This is a genomic window from Stenotrophomonas sp. GD03930 (assembly GCF_029839665.1).
GTDB lineage: Bacteria > Pseudomonadota > Gammaproteobacteria > Xanthomonadales > Xanthomonadaceae > Stenotrophomonas > Stenotrophomonas forensis.
The window spans coordinates 845,811-866,060 of record NZ_JAOCAV010000001.1; the positions used below are offsets into that span (position 1 = coordinate 845,811).

General features: G+C 67.5%; 14 protein-coding genes. 5 read left to right on the forward strand and 9 right to left on the reverse strand.

The window, feature by feature from the left end:
- Nucleotides 1-3: 3 nt before the first annotated feature.
- The 9 genes from N5C18_RS03940 to N5C18_RS03980 form a co-directional block, all read right to left on the reverse strand.
- Nucleotides 4-420, reverse strand: coding sequence for a roadblock/LC7 domain-containing protein (locus tag N5C18_RS03940; protein ID WP_274511241.1), 417 nt, complete (start codon nucleotides 418-420; stop codon nucleotides 4-6).
- Nucleotides 413-961, reverse strand: a complete 549-nt coding sequence (locus N5C18_RS03945; RefSeq protein ID WP_180879881.1) for an ATP/GTP-binding protein — start codon at nucleotides 959-961, stop codon at nucleotides 413-415. Before N5C18_RS03945 ends, N5C18_RS03940 begins: the two co-directional genes overlap by 8 nt.
- The gene (locus N5C18_RS03950) at nucleotides 954-1,919 is read right to left on the reverse strand and encodes a hypothetical protein (protein WP_164086865.1); all 966 of its coding nucleotides are present in this window, start codon (nucleotides 1,917-1,919) and stop codon (nucleotides 954-956) included. Before N5C18_RS03950 ends, N5C18_RS03945 begins: the two co-directional genes overlap by 8 nt.
- Nucleotides 1,920-2,201: 282 nt before the next feature.
- A complete protein-coding gene (locus tag N5C18_RS03955) occupies nucleotides 2,202-4,424 on the reverse strand; it encodes an NADP-dependent isocitrate dehydrogenase (protein WP_049456690.1) in 2,223 nt (740 codons plus the stop codon).
- Between the two features lie 230 nt (nucleotides 4,425-4,654).
- Nucleotides 4,655-5,173: a hypothetical protein gene (locus N5C18_RS03960; protein WP_274511244.1), complete on the reverse strand. Its 519-nt coding sequence runs from the start codon at nucleotides 5,171-5,173 to the stop codon at nucleotides 4,655-4,657.
- Between the two features lie 145 nt (nucleotides 5,174-5,318).
- Nucleotides 5,319-5,831, reverse strand: a complete 513-nt coding sequence (locus N5C18_RS03965) for a hypothetical protein (RefSeq protein WP_006473548.1) — start codon at nucleotides 5,829-5,831, stop codon at nucleotides 5,319-5,321.
- Between the two features lie 46 nt (nucleotides 5,832-5,877).
- The gene (locus tag N5C18_RS03970; RefSeq protein ID WP_006473550.1) at nucleotides 5,878-6,171 is read right to left on the reverse strand and encodes a LysM peptidoglycan-binding domain-containing protein; all 294 of its coding nucleotides are present in this window, start codon (nucleotides 6,169-6,171) and stop codon (nucleotides 5,878-5,880) included.
- Nucleotides 6,172-6,368: 197 nt separating this feature from the next.
- On the reverse strand, nucleotides 6,369-7,187 hold the full coding sequence (gene queF / locus N5C18_RS03975; protein WP_279943880.1) for an NADPH-dependent 7-cyano-7-deazaguanine reductase QueF: 819 nt from the start codon (nucleotides 7,185-7,187) through the stop codon (nucleotides 6,369-6,371).
- A gap of 549 nt (nucleotides 7,188-7,736) precedes the next feature.
- Entirely contained in the window at nucleotides 7,737-9,056 is a 1,320-nt protein-coding gene (locus N5C18_RS03980; RefSeq protein WP_006473586.1) for a M20 family metallopeptidase, read from the reverse strand.
- 186 nt (nucleotides 9,057-9,242) lie between these two features.
- On the opposite strand from N5C18_RS03980, the gene N5C18_RS03985 reads away from it, so the two are divergent.
- The 5 genes from N5C18_RS03985 to N5C18_RS04005 all read left to right on the forward strand — a co-directional run bounded on the left by N5C18_RS03985 (nucleotide 9,243) and on the right by N5C18_RS04005 (nucleotide 20,228).
- Nucleotides 9,243-10,487, forward strand: coding sequence for an efflux RND transporter periplasmic adaptor subunit (locus N5C18_RS03985; protein WP_008268529.1), 1,245 nt, complete (start codon nucleotides 9,243-9,245; stop codon nucleotides 10,485-10,487).
- A gap of 74 nt (nucleotides 10,488-10,561) precedes the next feature.
- A complete protein-coding gene (locus N5C18_RS03990) occupies nucleotides 10,562-13,795 on the forward strand; it encodes an efflux RND transporter permease subunit (protein ID WP_271261078.1) in 3,234 nt (1,077 codons plus the stop codon).
- Between the two features lie 31 nt (nucleotides 13,796-13,826).
- Nucleotides 13,827-16,949 carry an efflux RND transporter permease subunit gene (locus N5C18_RS03995; protein WP_053511607.1) on the forward strand — a complete coding sequence of 1,041 codons (3,123 nt, stop codon included), beginning with the start codon at nucleotides 13,827-13,829 and terminating at the stop codon, nucleotides 16,947-16,949.
- Between the two features lie 164 nt (nucleotides 16,950-17,113).
- Nucleotides 17,114-19,291 carry a YccS family putative transporter gene (gene yccS / locus N5C18_RS04000; protein ID WP_271261076.1) on the forward strand — a complete coding sequence of 726 codons (2,178 nt, stop codon included), beginning with the start codon at nucleotides 17,114-17,116 and terminating at the stop codon, nucleotides 19,289-19,291.
- Nucleotides 19,292-19,433: 142 nt separating this feature from the next.
- A complete protein-coding gene (locus tag N5C18_RS04005) occupies nucleotides 19,434-20,228 on the forward strand; it encodes an SDR family NAD(P)-dependent oxidoreductase (RefSeq protein WP_279943883.1) in 795 nt (264 codons plus the stop codon).
- The last annotated feature ends 22 nt before the right edge of the window (nucleotides 20,229-20,250 follow it).

Here is a 20,250-nt window from a genome sequence, read left to right on the forward strand (position 1 = left end):
GGCTCACGATCCGCTGAGTTCGGCCAGGATCGCCTGGCCACATTCCCTGCTCTGCCACAGCACCTGGCCGATCACGCTGCGCTGGTCGCAGGCTGCCATCAGCAGCAGCGGCGCGCGCCGTTCGGCCTGGATCGCCAGCATCAGCACCTTGCCCCCCGCGGCTTCCAGCATCAGCGTCTGCAGATCGCCCAGCACCAGCTCGCGCCCCACCGCAGCGGCCAGCGCCAGCATCGCGCTGGTCATCGCCGCCAACCGTTCGCCGCGACCGTCAGCACCGGCGCTGACCAGCGCGAAACCATCCACGCTGGCCAGCACGACCGTGCGCACACCTTCGACCCGCTGCTGCAGGTCGTGCAGCAGGGGCTGCAGGCGCTCGCGCTGACCGGCATCGGGCAGGACCGCCACCTGCCCGTCAGCCATGCGCGGCCACCAGTGCATGCGCTTCCATTTCGCCCATCAACACATCCATCAGCAGCAGTCCCTGCTCGCGGTCGCGGGCATCGACCGCCAGCAGCGGCAGTGGCTGGTCGTCGAGGCAGGCGCGCGTGGCCCAGTCGTCCAGCGCGGCATGGGGCGCCTGGTCGAGATGGGTGACCGCCACCACCAGCGCCAGCGCCGGTGCAAACGGCCGCAGCACCTGCAGGTAGTCCTGCAGCTCGGCGGCCATGCCGGCGCGACGCGCATCCAGCAGCAACACCGCACCGCGCGCACCCTGCAGCAGGATCGGCCACAGGAAGTCGAAGCGCTGCTGGCCTGGGGTGCCGTACAGGCGCAGCCGTTCGCCGTTGGGCAGGTCGATGTCGGCGTAGTCCAGCGCGACGGTGGTGGAGGCCTTGTCGGCGCCAAGGCGATCACTGTTGGCCACATCCGTATCGATCACCGCGCCGGCCGCGATGCTGCGCACCAGGGTCGACTTGCCACTGCCCATCCCGCCCAGCACCACCACCTTGTGCTCACGCATTGCGCTCGCTCCCGCGCAGGTGCCGCCACAGGCGGGCGAGCAGGCCGTGATCGGCACCCACGCTGCGCGCCGTCGCTACCGACGACGTCGGTGCAGCCTGCAGCTGCGCATAGCCACACAGATAGGCGGCATGGATGAAGTCGCGCACCGCCGCCGCCGGCAGTTCCAGCAGCATCGCGCACTCGTCCACCGTGCAGGCCCGCTTGAGCAGCAGCGAGCACAGGCGGAAGCCATCGTGATCGTGGCCCAGCACGCGGAAATCGGGCCAGCGCAGCAGCTTCACCGAAGCACCGCGCAGGCGCTCGTCCAGCGCCTGCCAGTGACGACTGCGCTGCGCCCACTGCCACAGCAACGGCCGCAGTGGCTGGCGTGCACGGTCGCCGGCCAACGCCTGCAGTCGTGCCGGTGTCAGCGCATCCAGCTGCAGTCGCTCGAAGGCGTCGGCCAGGCGCTCTACCAGTGCGGCGGAAGGCTCCTGCAGCAGCACCGCCTGGTCATGCTCCAGATCCATCAGCAGCAACGGCTCGCCCGCATCACTCAACAGGGCCTGGCCCTGGCGCAGCGGCAGCCGCTCGCGCAGCAGTCGGGTGATGGCGTGCGCACCATCGGCCAGGCGGATCGGAGCGGGTGCGTGCATGGCCAGGGGCTCCCCTGCCACCTGCATGCCACGCAAGGCGCGGCCGATGGCACCGTCGTCCAGTACGTCCTGATGGCCATCGCCGTCTCGCAGCTGGCCTCCCAGGTCCTCGATCCAGCACTGCAGTCGCGGGCGTTGCTGGCGCATGCGCTGGGCCGCATTGCGCAGCGCCGGGGTATCTCGGATCACCAGCAGGTCGCAGTCGTCCAGGTCCTGGCTGCGCCGCACTTGCCCATCGGGCAGTGCAGAGGCCAGGCGCAGCCGTTGCAGCAGGGCCTGCTCGCCCTGGATGTCGGTTCCCACTACCAGCACGCGTGCCATCGGTGTTCCCCGTGCGACCACCTCCCCGGTGGCCTCGCGTCGCCAAGGCTAGGGCATCGCCTGCGGCGACCGTCGTGATCGATTGCTCAGATTGGAAGTGATCGCGAACGCAGCCCGTTCCGTTCTGCGACAACCATCGTGGGCAAGTTTCATGCCCTCTTGACGGCGTTACGACAGCCGACGGATTTCACGGTTCTGGCCGCAGATCGGACGCGGCCGGCCACGCAAAAAGAAACCCGCGCCGAAGCGCGGGTTCCGGGGTCGCAACGGGACGGCGATGGATCAGCCGCGCAGCTGCTCCAGTGCGGCATTGAAGGTCGCGCTCGGGCGCATCGCCTTGCTGGCCTTGGCCACGTCCGGGCGGTAGTAGCCGCCGATATCCACGGCCTTGCCCTGCACGGCGATCAGCTCGTCGACGATCTTCTGCTCGTTGTCGGTCAGCGCCTTGGCCAGCGGGGCGAAGCGTGCCTTCAGCGCGGCATCTTCATTCTGCGCGGCCAGGGCCTGGGCCCAGTACAGCGCGATGTAGAAGTGGCTGCCGCGATTGTCGATGCCACCCAGCTTGCGCGACGGCGACTTGTCGTTGTCCAGGAACTGGCCGTTGGCTTCGTCCAGGGCCTTGGCCAGCACGCGGGCGGCGGCGTTGTCGTAACGGTTGCCCAGGTGTTCCAGCGACGCGGCCAGCGCCAGGAATTCACCCAGCGAATCCCAGCGCAGGTAGTCCTCTTCGACGAACTGCTGCACGTGCTTCGGCGCCGAGCCGCCGGCGCCGGTCTCGAACAGGCCGCCACCGGCCATCAGCGGCACGATCGACAGCATCTTGGCGCTGGTGCCCAGCTCCATGATCGGGAACAGGTCGGTCAGGTAGTCGCGCAGCACGTTGCCGGTCACCGAGATGGTGTCCTCACCCTTGCGGATGCGGTCCAGCGAGAACGCGGTGGCTTCCACCGGCGGCAGGATGCGGATGTCCAGGCCGGCGGTGTCGTGGTTCTTCAGATAGGTTTCGACCTTGGCGATGACCTGTGCGTCGTGGGCACGGGCGGCGTCCAGCCAGAACACGGCCGGGGTGCTGCTCAGGCGGGCACGTTCGACGGCCAGCTTCACCCAGTCCTGGATCGGCGCATCCTTGGTCTGGCACATGCGCCAGATGTCACCGGCTTCCACGGCGTGCTCGAACACCACGTTGCCGGCGTCGTCGGTGACCTTGACCACGCCATCGGCGGCGATCTGGAAGGTCTTGTCGTGCGAGCCGTACTCTTCGGCCTTCTGTGCCATCAGGCCGACGTTCGGCACCGAGCCCATGGTGGCCGGGTCGAAGGCACCGTGCGCCTTGCAGTCGTCGATGACGGCCTGGTACACGCCGGCGTAGCAGCGGTCCGGAATGAGCGCCTTGGTGTCCTGCAGCTTGCCTTCGGCATTCCACATCTTGCCGGAGTCGCGGATCATCGCCGGCATCGAGGCGTCGACGATCACGTCGCTCGGCACGTGCAGGTTGGTGATGCCCTTGTCCGAGTTGACCATGGCCACGCCCGGACGCTGTGCGTACTCGGCGGCCAGGTCGGCTTCGATGGCGGCACGGGTGGCTTCGGGCAGCGACGGCAGGCGCGCGGCCAGGTCACCGATGCCGTTGTTGGCATCGAAACCGGCCTGCTTGAGCACGTCGGCATGCTTGGCCAGCACGTCCTTGTAGAACTCGTTGACCGCCACGCCGAACATGATCGGGTCGGAGACCTTCATCATGGTCGCCTTCAGGTGCAGCGAGAACAGCACGCCCTGGGCCTTGGCATCGGCGATCTGCTCGCCGATGAACGCGGCCAGCGCCTTGCGGCTCATCACCGCGGCATCGACGATCTCGCCGGCCTTGACCGCGGTCTTTTCCTTCAGCACGACGGCGCTGCCGTCCTTGCCGTGGAAGGTGATCTTCAGCGAACCGGCGTTGGCCAGGGTGGCCGACTTCTCGCTGCCGTAGAAGTCACCGGCGGCCATGTGCGCGACGTGCGACTTCGAATCGGCGGCCCAGGCACCCATGCGATGCGGGTGCTTGCGCGCGTAGTTCTTCACCGACAGCGGTGCGCGGCGGTCGGAGTTGCCTTCGCGCAGCACCGGGTTCACCGCGCTGCCCTTGACCTTGTCATAGCGCGCCTTGTAGTCGCGCTGCTGGTCGTCGGCCGGGGTTTCCGGGTAATCCGGCAGTGGATAGCCCTGATCCTGCAATTCCTTGATGGCCGCCTTCAGCTGCGGCACCGACGCCGAAATGTTCGGCAGCTTGATGATGTTGGCGTCCGGGGTGGTCGCCAGCTGGCCCAGCTCGGCCAGGTCGTCGCTGACCTTCTGCGCGTCGGCCAGCAGTTCCGGGAACTGCGACAGGATGCGGCCGGACAGCGAGATGTCACGGGTTTCGACCACGATGCCGGCAGTGGCGGTGTAGGCATCGACGATCGGCAGCAGCGACTGGGTGGCCAGGAACGGGGCTTCGTCGGTCAGCGTGTAGAGGATCTTGGACATGGGGGACTTGGACTCTGTAGCAGTGCTCAGGGGAAGGCCGGCGCCAGCGCCGGGCCACGTGCAACCGTGTCGCTTTTCCCTGCCGCCGTCAGGGTGGGCGCGCGGTGGGGAAACCCCTGCATTGTCGCGTTTTCAGCCGCGCGGGGCAAAGCCGCGCCATACGCGGCGGTACTGCACCACTGTGTTGCGCGGCTGGTTAGCTTCCCGCCTGGAACCTGAGGCTTGGTCGGCTAGTTCGACTTCTCGCTCGTGGAGGCACGCACGACCCACTCCGACAATCGCTGCCCCCACTCGGCGCCCATCGGACAGGTCAACGTCTGTGCGCGTTTGCTTCGCCGGAAGCTGCAGACGCGGAATCCTCCAACGACGGCGGCCAGGCTGGCGACTTCATCTGCCGTCGCAGCAGCACCTCGGATGTGCAGCGAACCGGCGCCAGACACGCTGGGTCGAACGTAGACGTCGTACCGGGTGGAACCTCCGTCCGCGCTTGCGTACCCCGACACGGCATATCCGCTGTCCGTGAAGCGCAGATCCGGCGTGCTTCCGGGCGCAGGCTTTTCAGGTGCATCGCCCTCGTAGATCAAGGCGACTTCCCTATCGCCACGCCTGACGCGGTGCAGACCAAAGTCGACAGGTGCCTCGTAGGTCACGGACATGCCCGTAGGCACGCGCAGACAGGCACCGTATAGAAAGTGGTCGCAGCTGTAGCTCCACAGATCAGCGGGTGCGATTGCGAGGGTGAGTGCCATCCAGCTGAGCATCCTGTCCCCCGACCTGTCCGTATGCGGCTGAGGGTACCCGAGATCCATGTCGAGCGAGCATCGCCCAATAAAAAAGGACGCAGCCTCGCGGCTGCGCCCATCGTGAGTCCTGCCGGGAGAGAGTCGGCAGGACTTACTTGACCTCGAACTCCTGCGGCGTTCCGGCCGCCTTGCCATCGACCATGACCTCGGCGCGGTACTTGCCGGCCGGCCAGCCCTTTGCATTCTTGAACGTGACGTTGGTGGTTTCCGCGCCGCTGGCGTTCAGGGTCGCGGTCTGTTCGCCGGCCACCTGGCCGTCCTGGTAGGTCAGCTTGGCGCCGACATTGACATTGTTGGCGGCGCCGTCGGTCTTGATCGAGACGATGACGTCATCCTTCGGTGCGAACAGGGCAGCCGGTGCAACCGACTTGTCGGCGGCGGCCGTCTTGCCCACGGTAACGGTGGAGACGCTGACCGCAGCGGCTTCGGCCATCGGCGGCGGTGCGCCGGTCATCGGCGCCGGCGCTGCCGGTTCAGCCGGCGCGGTTGCTGCCGGTGCGGCGTTGCTGTCGGTCGACTCTTCCTTCTTCTTGCAACCGACCAGGGCAACGCTGCCCAGCAGGGCGGCGATCAGGGCGGTCTGGAGCGGGGTGGTCTTGATCATTCGGGGTTCCTCCCAGGGGATTGTCGGACGGCGTTCGATTGCCGGCTTACTTCGGCGGCAGCTTCAGGGTCTGGCCCGGGAAGATCTTGTCCGGGTCATCGAGCACATCGCGGTTGGCTTCGAAGATCTTCTTCCAGGCATTAGCGTCGCCCAGGTGCTGCTTGGCGATCTTCGACAGCGAATCTCCCTTCTGCACGGTGTAGGTGCCGCCGCTGACAACCTCGGCGGTGCTGTCCACCGAAGCGCTGACGCCGGAGAAGTCCGCCTTCGGCACCTGCTCGGCGGTACTGTCGACGCTGGCACTGACGCCGGAGAAATCGGCTTTCTTCTCGGTACTCATCCACAACTCCCGTCTGCATGACTACGTGGTTCGCACGTTGCCATGGAGGTTGTTAAATGGGGATGGTGCAGATGTGAAGCCGCCCCCCGGGGCGGCTGAACAATCGGGAGAGCGGGTGCCTGGTCGTGCCGGCCGCTGGCCGGCCTGCCCTGGATGCGGGTTGCGCGCGGTTGCCGGCCAGCGGCCGGCACTACCGGTTACTGGCGCAGTTCGCGGTAGGTCGCAGCCGGGGCGGCGATGCCGGGGCTGGCCCGCCAGGGATTGATGTCCAGGCCTCCACGGCGGGTATAGCGCGCTTCCACTTCCAGCCACTCCGGCTGGCAGCGCGTGGACACCTCGCTGAAGATCCGCTCAACGCACTGCTCGTGGAACTCGGCGTGCTCGCGGTAGCTGACCAGATAGCGCAGCAGGCCGGCGCGGTCGATCTTCGGCCCGCGGTAGCGCAGGCTGACCGTGGCCCAGTCCGGCTGGCCGGTGACCGGGCAGTTGGACTTCAGCAGCGCCGAGACCAGGGTCTCTTCCACCACCTGGCCGGCATCAGCGGCGAGGAAGTCCGCCTGCGGGGGGCCATAGCAGTCGATCTCCACCTCCAGCCCGTCGATCGACTCGCCGAGCGGCGTCTCGCGCAGGCCCGGCAGGCCGAACTCCACATGGACCGGCGCACCGGCACAGGCCGACAGGTCGGCGACGATGCGTGCGCGCAGCGCTTCGGCGGTGTCGATGCGGGTGCTGTTGAGGGAGTTGAGGTACAGCTTGAACGACTTCGATTCGATCAGCCGCGGCGAGGTGCACGGCACCTGCACGGTGGCGACGGCGACCTGCGGCTTGCCGCGCGGGTCGAGCCAGCTCAGTTCGAAGGCATGCCAGCGGTCATGGCCGACGAACGGCAGCGCCGCATCATCGAGGCCGATCTCGGCGCGCGCGCCGCTGCGGGGGATGGGGAACAGCAGGCCGGGATCGTACTGCGACGGGTAACTGACCTCGCGACCGAGGCTGGAATCCTGTGGGGTGTTCATGGGCGTCATTGTATCGCGCCAGAAGCGGGCCTTCGGCCGGGCCGGCCAACGGCGGAGCCCCTCCGTGGTGGGTGTGTTGGTTGGTCGCGGAAGGCGGTCTCTCGGCTTGGCCGGGTGGGCAGGCGGGTCGGGGGACGCCGTAAACCCATCCCTGGGGGCTTGGCCGCGGCATCCATGCCGCGGACACCCCCGCCCCGCCTGCCCACCCGGCCCCTGACAGTTCCCTACGCGCGGCCACCACCACGGGAAAGATCAGGAAAATCAAAATCAAAAGCCGATCCTTCAGACATTCATGACGTCTGCCGTGTCGACCAAGGTCGACACCCACCAGAAGCAGAATGTCGTTCCGACAGTTCGCGGGAAACCGTCGAAGGCGGGGTGGGTCCGGTGGCAGGGGCGTGAGCCGCATGGATGCGGCGACCGAGCTTACATGGACGTACTTGCAGCGTCCCCTGCCACCGGACCCACCCCGCCATCCCACGGAATACCCGCTTTTGACGTTGACGTTGATTTAGGCGGGTGCAGGGCTGCAAGCCCTGCCGGAAACCCTCAGCCCGCAGGAGTGCCGGCACCGTGCAGGTAATCCAGGCTCACCTGCAGCAACGCCCGCAGCCCGACATCCAGCGCCTTCTCATCCAGCAGGAACTTCGGCGAATGGTTGGCCGGCGCCGTCGCCGGGTCGATGCCCACGCTGGTCGAACCCACGAAGAAGAACATGCCCGGTACTTCCTTCGCGTACAGCGAGAAGTCTTCCGCGCCCATCTGCAGCGGCGGCTCGTACACGTTGTCCTTGCCGACCACCGCCTGCAGGCTCGGCAGCATCTTCGCGGTCAGCGCCGGGTCGTTCACCGTCGCCGGGTTGCCTTCCGACTCGTAGATGTCGGTCACTGCCTTCGCGCCGTGCGCGGCAGCAGTATGCTCGGCCACGTTGCGCAGGTCGGCGAAGATCTGCTGGCGCATGCCTTCGTCGAAGGTACGGATGGTGCCGACCATTTCCACTTCATCCGGAATGATGTTGTAGCGGATGCCGCCGTTGATCGCGCCGAAGGTCAGCACCGCCGGCTGCTTGGACAGGTTGGCGCGGCGGCTGACGATGGTCTGCGCGGTGCCGACCAGATCGGCGGTGGCCACGATCGGGTCCACTCCATTCCACGGTGCCGAACCGTGCGTCTGGCGGCCGATCACCTTGATCCCGAAGCGGTCCGAGGCGGCCATCAGCGGGCCACCACGCACTGCGATCTGCCCTGCCTGCACGCTGGAGAACACATGCAGGCCGAACACCGCCTCCGGCTTGAAGTCGGCGAACAGTCCTTCCTTCAACATCAGTGCCGCACCGCCCTCTTCCGGTGGCGGTGCGCCTTCCTCGGCCGGCTGGAAGATCAGCATCACCTGGCCCGGCAGGTCCTTCTTCATCGACACCAGCGCTTCGGCCACGCCGAGCAGGGTGGCGGTGTGCGCATCATGGCCGCAGGCATGCATCACGCCCACGGTCTGGCCGCGGTACTGGTCTGTGGCCTTGGAGGCGAACGGCAGGCCGGTCTGCTCGGTCACCGGCAACGCATCCATGTCCGCGCGCAGCGCGATCTTCGGGCCCGGCTTGCCGCCTTCGATGATCGCCACCACGCCGTGATGGGCGATGCCGGTCTTCGGCTTCAGGCCCATCGCACGCAGGCGCTTGGCGACCTCGGCCGAGGTGCGCGCCTCGCGGTTGGACAGCTCCGGATGCTGGTGGAAATCGCGGCGCCATTCAACCACCCGGGCCTGCAGCCGCTGTGCGGCGGCGGTCACTTCCGGGCGCTGCCCGTCCTGGGCATGGGCAAGCGCCGGCAGGGCCAGCAACAGGGCGGACAACAGCAGCGAACGGCGCATCGCAATCTCCACGGCAAGGGGTTCCAGCTGAATGTAGGGCAACACTGCCGCCACGGGAACCTCCGCGGCTGGATCCGGTCTTAGCGCCCGTCCCATCCGTCATGCAGGAAACGTGATGTGGCACAGGTATGCTTTGCGCATTGCCCCCGGGGTCCCGCCCGGTCCAGCCCTCTTGGAGTCCTCGTAATGTCACGTGTTTGGAAGATCGTGCTGCTGGTCGTGGCGGTACTGGTGCTGGCCGTGGTCGGCCTGCGCGTCGTCGGCGGAGGCAAGGACAAGGCTGGAAAACCCGCTGCGGGCGCGCGCCAGGGCGGCGAAGACCCGGATGCCGGCCCGGTGCCAGTGACCGTGGTCGACGCCACGCGCCAGGACGTGCCGGTGTACGCCAGCGCGCTGGGCACGGTGACGGCGATGAATACTGTCACCGTCAGCCCGCAGGTGGGCGGCCAGCTGATGAGCCTCAATTTCCGCGAAGGCCAGGAAGTGAAGCAGGGTGACGTGCTGGCGGTGATCGATCCGCGCACCGCGCAGGCCAGCTATGACCAGGCGGCGGCGGCCAAGCGCCAGAACGAAGCCCTGCTGGCCACCGCACGCTCCAACTTCCAGCGCTCGAACGCACCCGAGTATCGCCAGTACGTTGCCAAGACCGATCTGGATACACAGCGAAACCAAGTGGCACAGTACGAAAGCGCGGTCGCAGCGAACGAGGCCAGCATGCGCTCGGCACAGGTGCAGCTGCAGTACACCAAGGTCACCGCACCGATCTCCGGCATTGCCGGCATCCGCGCGGTCGACGCCGGCAACGTGGTCAACGCGGGTACCGCGCTGGTCACGCTGACCCAGATCCATCCGATCCACGTGCTGTTCAACCTGCCCGAGCGCCAGCTCGGCGACGTGCGCCAGGCGCAGGCGGCCGGCACGGTGCCGGTGGCCGCGCTGGACCGCGCCGATTCGCACGTGCTTTCCGGCGACGGCAAGCTGGACGTGGTCGACAACCTGATCAGCGCCGACAGCGGCACGTTCAAGGCCCGCGCGATCTTCGACAACACCGACAACGGGCTGTGGCCGGGCCAGTTCGTCAACGTGCGCATGCAGCTGCGTACCATCGGTGGCGGCGTGGTCATCCCGACCCAGGCGGTGCTGCGTGGCCCGGATGGCGAGTACGTCTACATCGTGCAGGGCGACAACACGGTAAAGATGCAGACCGTGCGCAGCGGCGTGGAAGTGGGCGACAGCCAGGTGCAGATCGCCGAAGGCCTGAAGGGTGGCGAGCGCGTGGTCAGTGAAGGCCAGTTCCGCCTCAAGCCGGGCAGCAAGGTCACCGCGTTGAAGCCGGGCGAAACGCCGGCCGCGCCGACCGAGGCCGAACTGAAGGCCGCCGAGCAGAAGAACGGTGGCGGCGGTGGCCGTCGTGGTGGTGGCCCGCGCTGAGCGCAGGCCACTGACCTCTCCCGCGCCGGCATCCCCGCCGGCGCTGCCAATGAAGTGCCAGCAAGGATCAGTCCGTGGGCTTTTCGACGATCTTCATCCGCCGCCCCATCGCCACCTCGCTGTTGATGGCGGGGCTGTTGCTGCTGGGCATCCTCGGTTACCGCAAGCTGCCGGTGTCGGCGCTGCCGGAAATCGATGCACCCAGCCTGGTGGTCACCACCCAGTACCCCGGCGCCAACGCCACCACCATGGCCTCGCTGGTCACCACGCCACTGGAGCGCCAGTTCGGGCAGATCTCCGGGCTGGAGCTGATGACCTCCGACTCCTCGGCCGGGTTGTCGACGATCATCCTGCAGTTCTCGATGGACCGCGACATCGACATCGCCGCGCAGGACGTGCAGGCGGCGATCCGCCAGGCCACCCTGCCCTCGTCGCTGCCCTACCAGCCGGTCTACAACCGGGTGAACCCGGCCGACGCGGCCATCGTCACCCTGAAGCTGACCTCTGACACGCGCCCGCTGCGCGACGTCAACAACTACGCCGACTCGATCCTGGCCCAGCGCCTGTCGCAGGTGCAGGGCGTGGGCCTGGTTTCGATCGCCGGCAACGTGCGCCCAGCAGTACGCATCCAGGTCAACCCGGCGCAGCTGTCGAACATGGGCCTGACCCTGGAACAGCTGCGCAGCGCGCTGACCCAGGCCAACGTCAATGCGCCCAAGGGTTCGTTGAACGGCAAGACCCAGTCCTACAGCATCGGCACCAACGACCAGCTGGCCAGTGCCGCCGAGTACCGCGACACCATCATCAGCTACAAGAACGGCCGCCCGGTGCGGCTGTCGGACGTGGCCGACGTGGTCGATGGCGTGGAGAACGACCAGCTGGCCGCGTGGGCCGATGGCAAGCCGGCGGTACTGCTGGAAGTGCGCCGCCAGCCCGGCGCCAACATCGTGCAGACCGTCGAGCGCATCCGTGCGATCCTGCCGCAGTTGCAGGGCGTGCTGCCGGCCGACGTGCACCTGGAGATCTTCAACGACCGCACCGAGACCATCCGCGCCTCGGTGCATGAAGTGCAGTTCACCCTGATCCTCACCATCGGCCTGGTGGTGGCGGTGATCTTCGTGTTCCTGCGCCGGTTGTGGGCCACGATCATTCCGTCGGTGGCAGTACCGTTGTCGCTGGCCGGCACTTTCGCGGTGATGGCCTTCGCCGGCATGTCGCTGGACAACCTTTCGCTGATGGCGCTGGTGGTGGCTACCGGCTTCGTGGTCGACGATGCGATCGTGATGATCGAGAACATCGTGCGCTACATCGAGCAGGGCAAGAGTGGCAAGGAGGCGGCCGAAATCGGTGCGCGCCAGATCGGCTTCACCGTGCTGTCGCTGACCGTCTCGCTGGTGGCGGTGTTCCTGCCGCTGCTGCTGATGCCCGGCGTCACCGGCCGCCTGTTCCATGAGTTCGCGTGGGTGCTGAGCATCGCCGTGGTGCTGTCGATGCTGATCTCGCTGACGCTCACCCCGATGATGTGCGCCTACCTGCTCAAGCCCGATGCCCTGCCCGAGGGCGAGGACGCGCATGAGCGCGCCGCGGCGGCCGGCAAGCAGAACCTGTGGACACGCACCGTCGGCCTGTACGAGCACAGCCTGGACTGGGTGCTGGGCCACCAGCGTCTGACCCTGGCCGTGGCCGGCGGCGCGCTGGTGCTGACCGTGCTGCTGTACGTGCTGATTCCCAAGGGCCTGCTGCCCGAGCAGGACACCGGCCTGATCACCGGCGTGGTGCAGGCCGACCAGAACATCGCCTTCCCGCAGATGGAGCAGCGCACCAAGCAGGTCGCAGAAGCGCTGCGCCAGGACCCGGACGTCACCGGCGTTTCTGCGTTCATCGGTGCCGGCAGCATGAACCCCACGCTCAACCAGGGCCAGCTGTCGATCGTGCTGAAGGAACGCAGCCAGCGTGATGGCCTGGACGAGATCCTGCCGCGCCTGCAGAAGGCGGTGGCCGGCATTCCGGGCGTAGCGCTGTACCTGAAGCCGGTGCAGGACGTGACCCTGGATACCCGCGTGGCCGCCACCGAGTACCAGTATTCGCTGTCGGACGTGGATTCGGCGACGGTGGCCACCCAGGCCACGCGCCTGACCGAAGCGCTGCGCCAGCGCCCGGAACTGGCCGACGTCGACAACAACCTGTCCAACCAGGGCCGCGCGCTTGAGCTGAACATCGACCGCGACAAGGCCAGCGTGCTGGGCGTGCCGATGCAGACCATCGATGACACGCTCTACGATGCGTTCGGCCAGCGCCAGATCTCGACCATCTTCACCGAGCTCAACCAGTACCGCGTGGTACTGGAAGTGGCACCGGAGTTCCGTACCAGCACTGCGCTGATGGAACAGCTGGCCGTGGCCTCCAACGGCGCCGGCGCGCTGACCGGCACCAATGCCACCAGCTTCGGCCAAGTCACCTCGTCCAACTCGTCCACCGCCACCGGCATCGGCGCGCAGAACACCGGCATCACTGTCGGCGCCGGCAACATCATTCCGCTGTCGGCCTTGGCCGAGGGCAAGGTGAGCAGCGCACCGCTGGTGGTCAGCCACCAGCAGCAGCTGCCGGCGGTGACGGTCTCGTTCAACGTGGCGCCGGGCTATTCGCTGTCCGAAGCGGTGCGTGCAATCCAGGAGACCAAGGACAGCCTGGACATGCCCACCCACCTGCATGCCGAGTTCATCGGCAAGGCCGCCGAGTTCACCGGCAGCCAGACTGATGTGGTGTGGCTGCTGCTGGCCTCGCTGGTGGTGATCTACATCGTGCTGGGCGTGCTCTATGAGAGCTACATCCACCCGATCACGATCATCTCCACGCTGCCGCCGGCCGGCGTCGGCGCACTGCTGGCGTTGATGCTGTGCGGCCTGAGCCTGTCGGTGGACGGTATCGTCGGCATCGTGCTGCTGATCGGCATCGTCAAGAAGAACGGCATCATGATGGTCGACTTCGCGATCGAGGCACGTCGTGCCGGTGCCAATGCGCACGAAGCGATCCGCCGTGCCTGCCTGCTGCGTTTCCGCCCGATCATGATGACCACCGCCGCCGCCATGCTCGGCGCGCTGCCACTGGCATTGGGCACCGGCATCGGCTCGGAGCTGCGCCGCCCGCTCGGCATCGCCATCGTCGGCGGCCTACTGCTGTCGCAGCTGGTCACGCTTTACACCACGCCGGTGATCTACCTGTACATGGAGCGCTTCTCCGAGTGGCTGGCCCGCCGCCGCGAACAGCGTGCGCTGCGCAACGGTTCGCTGCAGGAGCCGCAGGCATGATCCACGCCCCGCTGCCGCGGGGGGCCGCACGATGAACCTGTCCGGCCCCTTCATCCGCCGCCCGATCGGCACCGCGCTGCTGGCCATCGGCCTGTTCATGGTCGGCCTGATCTGCTACCTGCGCCTGGGCGTGTCGGCACTGCCGAACATCGAGATCCCGGTGATCTTCGTGCACGCCAGCCAGTCCGGCGCCGATGCAGCCACCATGGCGACCACGGTCACCGCACCGCTGGAGCGCCACTTGGGCCAGCTGCCGGGCATCGACCGCATGCGCTCGTCGAGCTCGGAAGGCAGCTCGCTGGTGTTCATGATCTTCCAGAGCGGTCACAACATCGATTCGGCGGCGCTGGACGTACAGACCGCGATCAACTCGGCGCAGGCCGACCTGCCCTCGGGCATGGGCTCGCCGATGTACCAGAAGGCGAATCCGAACGATGACCCGGTGATCGCCATCGCGCTGACTTCGCAGACGCAGTCGGCCGACGAGCTGTACAACGTCGCTGACTCACTGCTGGCGCAGCGCATCCGCCAGATCAGCGGCGTCGCCTCGGTCGACATTGCCGGTGCCTCGACGCCGGCCGTGCGCGTGGACGTCAACCTGCGCCTGATGAACGCCCTCGGCCTGACCGCCGACGACCTGCGCAACGCCGTGCGCGCGGCCAACGTGACCTCGCCCACCGGCTTCCTCAGCGATGGCAACACCACCACCGCGATCATCGCCAACGATTCGGTGGCGCGTGCGGCCGACTTCGCCGACCTGGTGGTGAAGACCCAGGGCGATGGCCGGGTGATCCGCCTGAAGGACATCGCCAACGTCTACGACGGCCAGCAGGACGCTTACCAGGCGGCCTGGTTCGACCACAAGCCGGCGGTGGTGATGTACGTGTTCACCCGTGCCGGCGCCAACATCGTGGAGACCGTGGACCGGGTCAAGGCACAGATCCCGACCCTGCGCGACTACCTGCAGCCGGGCACCACGATGACGCCGTACTTCGACCGTACGCCGACCATCCGTTCCTCGCTGCATGAAGTGCAGATCACCCTGCTGATCAGCCTGGCGATGGTGGTGCTGACCATGGCGCTGTTCCTGCGCCGGCTGGCACCGACGCTGATCGCCGCGGTGACCGTGCCGCTGTCGCTGGCGGGTGCCGCGCTGGTGATGTACGTGATGGGCTTCACCCTGAACAACCTGAGCCTGCTGGCGCTGGTGATCGCGATCGGCTTCGTGGTCGACGATGCGATCGTGGTGATCGAGAACATCATGCGCCACCTCGACGAGGGCATGCCGCGCATGCAGGCGGCGCTGACCGGGGCCCGCGAGATCGGCTTCACCATCGTCTCGATCACCGCCTCGCTGGTGGCGGTGTTCATCCCGCTGCTGTTCGCCAGCGGCATGATGGGCGCGTTCTTCCGCGAATTCACCGTCACCCTGGTGGCGGCCATCGTGGTCTCGATGATCGTCTCGCTGACGCTGACCCCGGCGCTGTGCAGCCGCTTCCTCAGCGCGCACGACCACGCGGCGCCGCCGTCGCGCTTCGGCCGCTGGCTCGATGCCGGCCACGAGCGCATGCTGCGCGTCTACACTGTGTTCCTCGACTTCTCGCTGCGCCACGCGCTGCTGATGTCGTTGACCCCGTTGATCCTGATCGGCGTCACCGTGTTCCTGTTCGGTGCAGTGAAAAAGGGTGCGTTCCCGCCGCAGGACACCGGCCTGATCTGGGGCCGCGCCAACTCCAGCGCCACCGTCTCCTTCGAGGACATGGTCGCCCGCCAGCGCCGCATCACCGACATGCTGATGGCCGACCCGGCGGTGAAGACCGTGGGCGTTCGCCTGGGCAGCGGCCGCCAGGGCTCCAGCGCGCAGTTCAACATCGAGCTGAAATCGCGCAGCGACGGCCGCCGCGAAACCACCGCGCATGCACTGGCGCGGTTGAGTGCCAAGGCCGACCGCTACCCGGACCTGCAGCTGCGCCTGCGCGCGATCCAGGACCTGCCCAGCAACGATGGCGGTGGCTCCAGCCAGGGCGCGCAGTACCGCATTTCGCTGCAGGGCAACGACCTGGCTGCACTGCAGGAATGGCTGCCCAAGCTTCAGGCGGAATTGAAGAAGAACCCGAAACTGCGTGACGTCGGCACCGATGTCGACAACGCCGGGCTGCGCCAGAACATCCAGATCGACCGCGCCAAGGCCGCGCGCCTGGGCATCACCGTCGGCGCCATCGATGGCGCGCTGTACGGAGCCTTCGGCCAGCGCCAGATCTCGACCATCTACTCGGACATCAACCAGTACAGCGTGGTGGTCAACGCCCTGCCCTCGCAGACCGCCACGCCGGCGGCGCTGGATGAGGTGTACGTGCGGGCGCGCAACGGCGACATGGTGCCGATCACCGCGGTCGCCACCCAGATTCCGGGGCTGGCACCGTCGCAGATCACCCATGAAAACCAGTACACGACGATGGACCTCAGCTACAACCTGGCTCCGGACGTGAGCATGGGCGAGGCCAAGGCGATCATCGATGCGACCGTGGCCGGCATGCGCATGCCGGGCGACATCCGCCTGGCCGATGATGCAGGCTTCGGCTTCAACTCCGACCCCAGCGACATGCTGATCCTGGTGCTGGCGGCGATCCTGACCGTGTACCTGGTGCTGGGCATGCTCTACGAGAGCCTGATCCACCCGGTCACCATCCTGTCCACGCTGCCGGCGGCGGGCGTGGGTGCGCTGCTGGCCTTGTTCGGCACCAACACCGAGCTGTCGGTGATCTCGATGATCGCGCTGGTGCTGCTGATCGGCATCGTCAAGAAGAACGCGATCATGATGATCGACTTCGCGCTGGTAGCACAGCGCGAGCACGGGCTGGCGCCCCGCGACGCCGCCCGCGAGGCCAGCATCGTGCGCTTCCGCCCGATCATGATGACCACCATGGTGGCGATCCTGGCCGCCGTGCCGCTGGCGATCGGCCTCGGCGAAGGCTCCGAACTGCGCCGTCCGCTGGGCATCGCGATGATCGGCGGCCTGCTGTTCTCGCAGAGCCTGACCCTGCTCAGCACGCCGGCGCTGTATGTGATCTTCTCGTGCCTGGCCGAACGCTGGCGCGCACGTCGCGCACGCAAGCGCGAGGCGAAGCTGCTCAAGCGCGCGCAGCGGGCGTAGCCCGGTAGAGCCGGCCGCTGGCCGGCTTCCCCGGCGCATCTGCCGGCCAGCGGCCGGCACTACCATGGCTGCGAAGAGTGGGTGCGGACCGTTGGTCCGCACTCCGGCCCCATATTTCACGCGCAGCCCGCAATAATGGTGGCAGATCCTTCCACCGAGCCTGCATGTCCGCCCGACAATCCCGTCTCAGCCGCCTGTGGGCCCACGAGAAGGCCAGTTACGGCCTGCGGGTGTTCATCGCCCTCACGGCAGCGGTGGCCGCGTGCTGGCAGCTGGATGCGCTGACCGCCCTGCCCGGCGTTTTCCTGGGCATCATCGCCAGCGCTATCGCCGAGACCGATGACAACTGGTGGGGCCGGACCAAGGCCGTGCTGCTGTCACTGCTGTGCTTCTGCATCGCCGCGGCGTCGGTGATCTGGCTGTTCCCGTGGCCGTGGGTCTTCATCGGCGCGCTGGCGCTGTCCACCTTCGGCCTGACCCTGCTCGGTGCGCTCGGCGAGCGCTATGCGTCCATTGCCCAGGCCACGGTGACGCTGGCGATCTACACCATGATCGGCCTGGAGCAGCATGGTGCCAGCGACCTGCACAGCGCACTGGACGCCGTCAGCCACCTGCTGGCCGGTGCGGTCTGGTACGGCCTGCTGTCGATCCTGTGGACCGCGCTGTTCGCCAACCGGCCGGTGCGCGAGCGCGTGGCACGGCTATACCAGGAACTGGGCCGCTACCTGCAGTTGAAAGCCGCCCTGTTCGAACCGGTGCGCGAGGCCGACCTGCAGCGACGCCAGCTCGACCTGGCCGAGCAGAACCGGCGCGTAGTCGGCGCGCTGAACGAGGCGAAGACGGCGATCCTGGCGCGCTTCGGCCGTTCCGGCCGGCCCGGCGTGAACTCCGGCCTGTACCTGCGCCTGTACTACATGGCGCAGGATTTCCACGAACGCGCCAGTTCTTCGCATTACCCGTATGGCGCGCTGGTCGATGCCTTCTTCCACAGCGACGTGCTGTACCGCTGCCAGCGCCTGCTCGATCTGCAGGGCCAGGCGTGCGCGCGGCTGGGCGAGGCGATCCGCCTGCGCCGCCCGTTCGTGTATGGCGAGAACAACCAGCAGGCCGGGCGCGACCTGGCCGATGCACTGGCCTACCTGCGTGACCAGCAGCGGCCACAGTGGCAGCGCCTGCTCGGTTCGCTGGACCTGCTGGTGCACAACCTGCGCAGCATCGAGCGCCGCCTGCTCGACGCCGAACGCTCCGAGGCCAGCCTCGACAACGTCGATACCCGCCTGCGTGACAGCAACCCGCACACGCTGCGCGAGATGGGCGTGCGCCTGCGCCAGCAGCTCACGCCCGGCTCGGTGCTGTTCCGCCATGGCCTGCGCATGGCACTGGCACTGATCGCCGGCTTCGCGGCGATCCGCCTGTTCAATGCGCAGAACGGTTCATGGGTGCTGCTGACCATCGTGTTCGTGTGCCGGCCCAACTTCGGCGCCACCCGCCAACGCCTGGCCCAGCGCATCGTCGGCACGCTCGCCGGGCTGGTACTGACCTGGGCACTGCTGCAGCTGTTCCCGCAGTTGCACGTGCAGCTGCTGATCGCATTGTTGTCGGCACTGCTGTTCTTCTTCACCCGCACCGACCGCTACCTGGTGGCGTCGGCAGCCATCACGGTGATGGCACTGACCTGCTTCAACCTGATCGGCGATGGCTTCGTGCTGATCGTGCCGCGCATGGTCGACACCGTGCTGGGCTGTGCGATCGCAGCGGCGGCGGCGTTCCTGATCCTGCCCGACTGGCAGGGCCGCCAGCTGCACCTGGTGCTGGCGCGCGTGCTGGACACCGCCGCACGTTACCTGGACTCGGTGCTGGGCCAGTACCGCAGCGGCATGCGCGACGACCTGGCCTACCGCATCGCCCGCCGCGACATGCACAACGCCGACGCGGCGCTGTCCACCGCGCTGTCGAACATGCTGCGTGAGCCCGGCCACGTGCGCCGCAACCTGGACGCCGGCTTCCATTTCCTGGCCCTGTCCAACACCCTGCTCGGCCACCTGTCGGCCCTGGGCGCACATCGCGACCAGGTGGACAGCTATGCCGGCGATCCGCTGGCATTGGCCGCCGGTGATCGCGTGCGCAAGGCACTGCAGCAGCTGGCGACGGCGCTGACCGCACGGCAGCCGGTCGCGGAGGACGACAACGATGCGGATCGCGCGGTCGCCGCCGAGCTGGAGCAGATCGACGAGGCGATGCCACCGAAGCTGCAGCTGATCCGCACACAGATGGCGCTGGTGCTGCGCCTGCTGCCGAAGGTACGGGCGGCGGCCAATGAAGCGGTGACCAGCCTGACCTGATCCCTCACCGCTGAATCGGGCATGCCCTCCCCGCATGGCGTGGATCCACCGCGCCGCGTGCAACAACGCGTTGCGCCCTGCGCTGCATCCCGATCACGCCGCCGGATCGATACTGGGGCATCCCCCTGCCCTGGATGTCCCCATGAAGATCGAACTCGGCGGCCGCGCCGCACTGGTCACCGCCTCCACCGCCGGCATCGGCCTGGCGATCGCGCAAGGCCTGGCCGCGGCCGGGGCCACGGTGGTCCTCAACGGCCGCAGTGCCGACAGCATTGAACGCGCACGCCAGCACCTGCTCTCCACGGTACCGGGTGCCCATGTGCTTGGTGTCGCGGCTGACCTCTCGGATGCGGCCGGTGCCGAAACGCTGCTGGCCGGCCTGCCCAAGGTCGACATCCTGGTCAACAACGCCGGCATCTTCGGCCCTCAGGACTTCTTCGAGACCGACGACGCCACCTGGGAACGCTACTGGCAGACCAACGTGATGTCCGGCGTGCGCCTGTCGCGTGCGCTGCTGCCGGCCATGGTCGATGCCGGCTGGGGCCGCGTGCTGTTCATTTCCTCCGAATCGGCGCGCAACATTCCGGCCGACATGATCCACTACGGGGTCAGCAAGACCGCGCAGCTGTCGCTGTCACGCGGCCTGGCCAAACGCGTGGCCGGCAGTGGCATCACCGTCAATGCCGTGCTTCCAGGGCCGACGCTCTCTGACGGTTTCGCCGCGATGTTTGAAGATGAACGCCAGCGCAGCGGCAAGCCGCTGGAGCAGATCGGCCGCGAGTTCGTGATGGAGCATCGCCCGTCCTCGGTGATCCAGCGTGCCGCAACGGTCGAGGAAGTGGCCAACATGGTGGTGTACCTGGCCTCGCCGCAGGCCTCGGCCACCTCCGGCGCGGCGCTTCGCGTGGATGGCGGCGTGGTCGACGACATCGTCTGAGACCGCTGGAGGTGTGCGGACC

Coding starts and splice junctions, on each gene's coding strand:
- N5C18_RS03940 (WP_274511241.1), bottom strand. CDS start 420: ATGGCTGACGGGCAGGTGGCGGTCCTGCCCGATGCCGGTCAGCGCGAG.
- N5C18_RS03945 (WP_180879881.1), bottom strand. CDS start 961: ATGCGTGAGCACAAGGTGGTGGTGCTGGGCGGGATGGGCAGTGGCAAG.
- N5C18_RS03950 (WP_164086865.1), bottom strand. CDS start 1,919: ATGGCACGCGTGCTGGTAGTGGGAACCGACATCCAGGGCGAGCAGGCC.
- N5C18_RS03955 (WP_049456690.1), bottom strand. CDS start 4,424: ATGTCCAAGATCCTCTACACGCTGACCGACGAAGCCCCGTTCCTGGCC.
- N5C18_RS03960 (WP_274511244.1), bottom strand. CDS start 5,173: ATGGCACTCACCCTCGCAATCGCACCCGCTGATCTGTGGAGCTACAGC.
- N5C18_RS03965 (WP_006473548.1), bottom strand. CDS start 5,831: ATGATCAAGACCACCCCGCTCCAGACCGCCCTGATCGCCGCCCTGCTG.
- N5C18_RS03970 (WP_006473550.1), bottom strand. CDS start 6,171: ATGAGTACCGAGAAGAAAGCCGATTTCTCCGGCGTCAGTGCCAGCGTC.
- queF (WP_279943880.1), bottom strand. CDS start 7,187: ATGAACACCCCACAGGATTCCAGCCTCGGTCGCGAGGTCAGTTACCCG.
- N5C18_RS03980 (WP_006473586.1), bottom strand. CDS start 9,056: ATGCGCCGTTCGCTGCTGTTGTCCGCCCTGTTGCTGGCCCTGCCGGCG.
- N5C18_RS03985 (WP_008268529.1), top strand. CDS start 9,243: ATGTCACGTGTTTGGAAGATCGTGCTGCTGGTCGTGGCGGTACTGGTG.
- N5C18_RS03995 (WP_053511607.1), top strand. CDS start 13,827: ATGAACCTGTCCGGCCCCTTCATCCGCCGCCCGATCGGCACCGCGCTG.
- yccS (WP_271261076.1), top strand. CDS start 17,114: ATGTCCGCCCGACAATCCCGTCTCAGCCGCCTGTGGGCCCACGAGAAG.
- N5C18_RS04005 (WP_279943883.1), top strand. CDS start 19,434: ATGAAGATCGAACTCGGCGGCCGCGCCGCACTGGTCACCGCCTCCACC.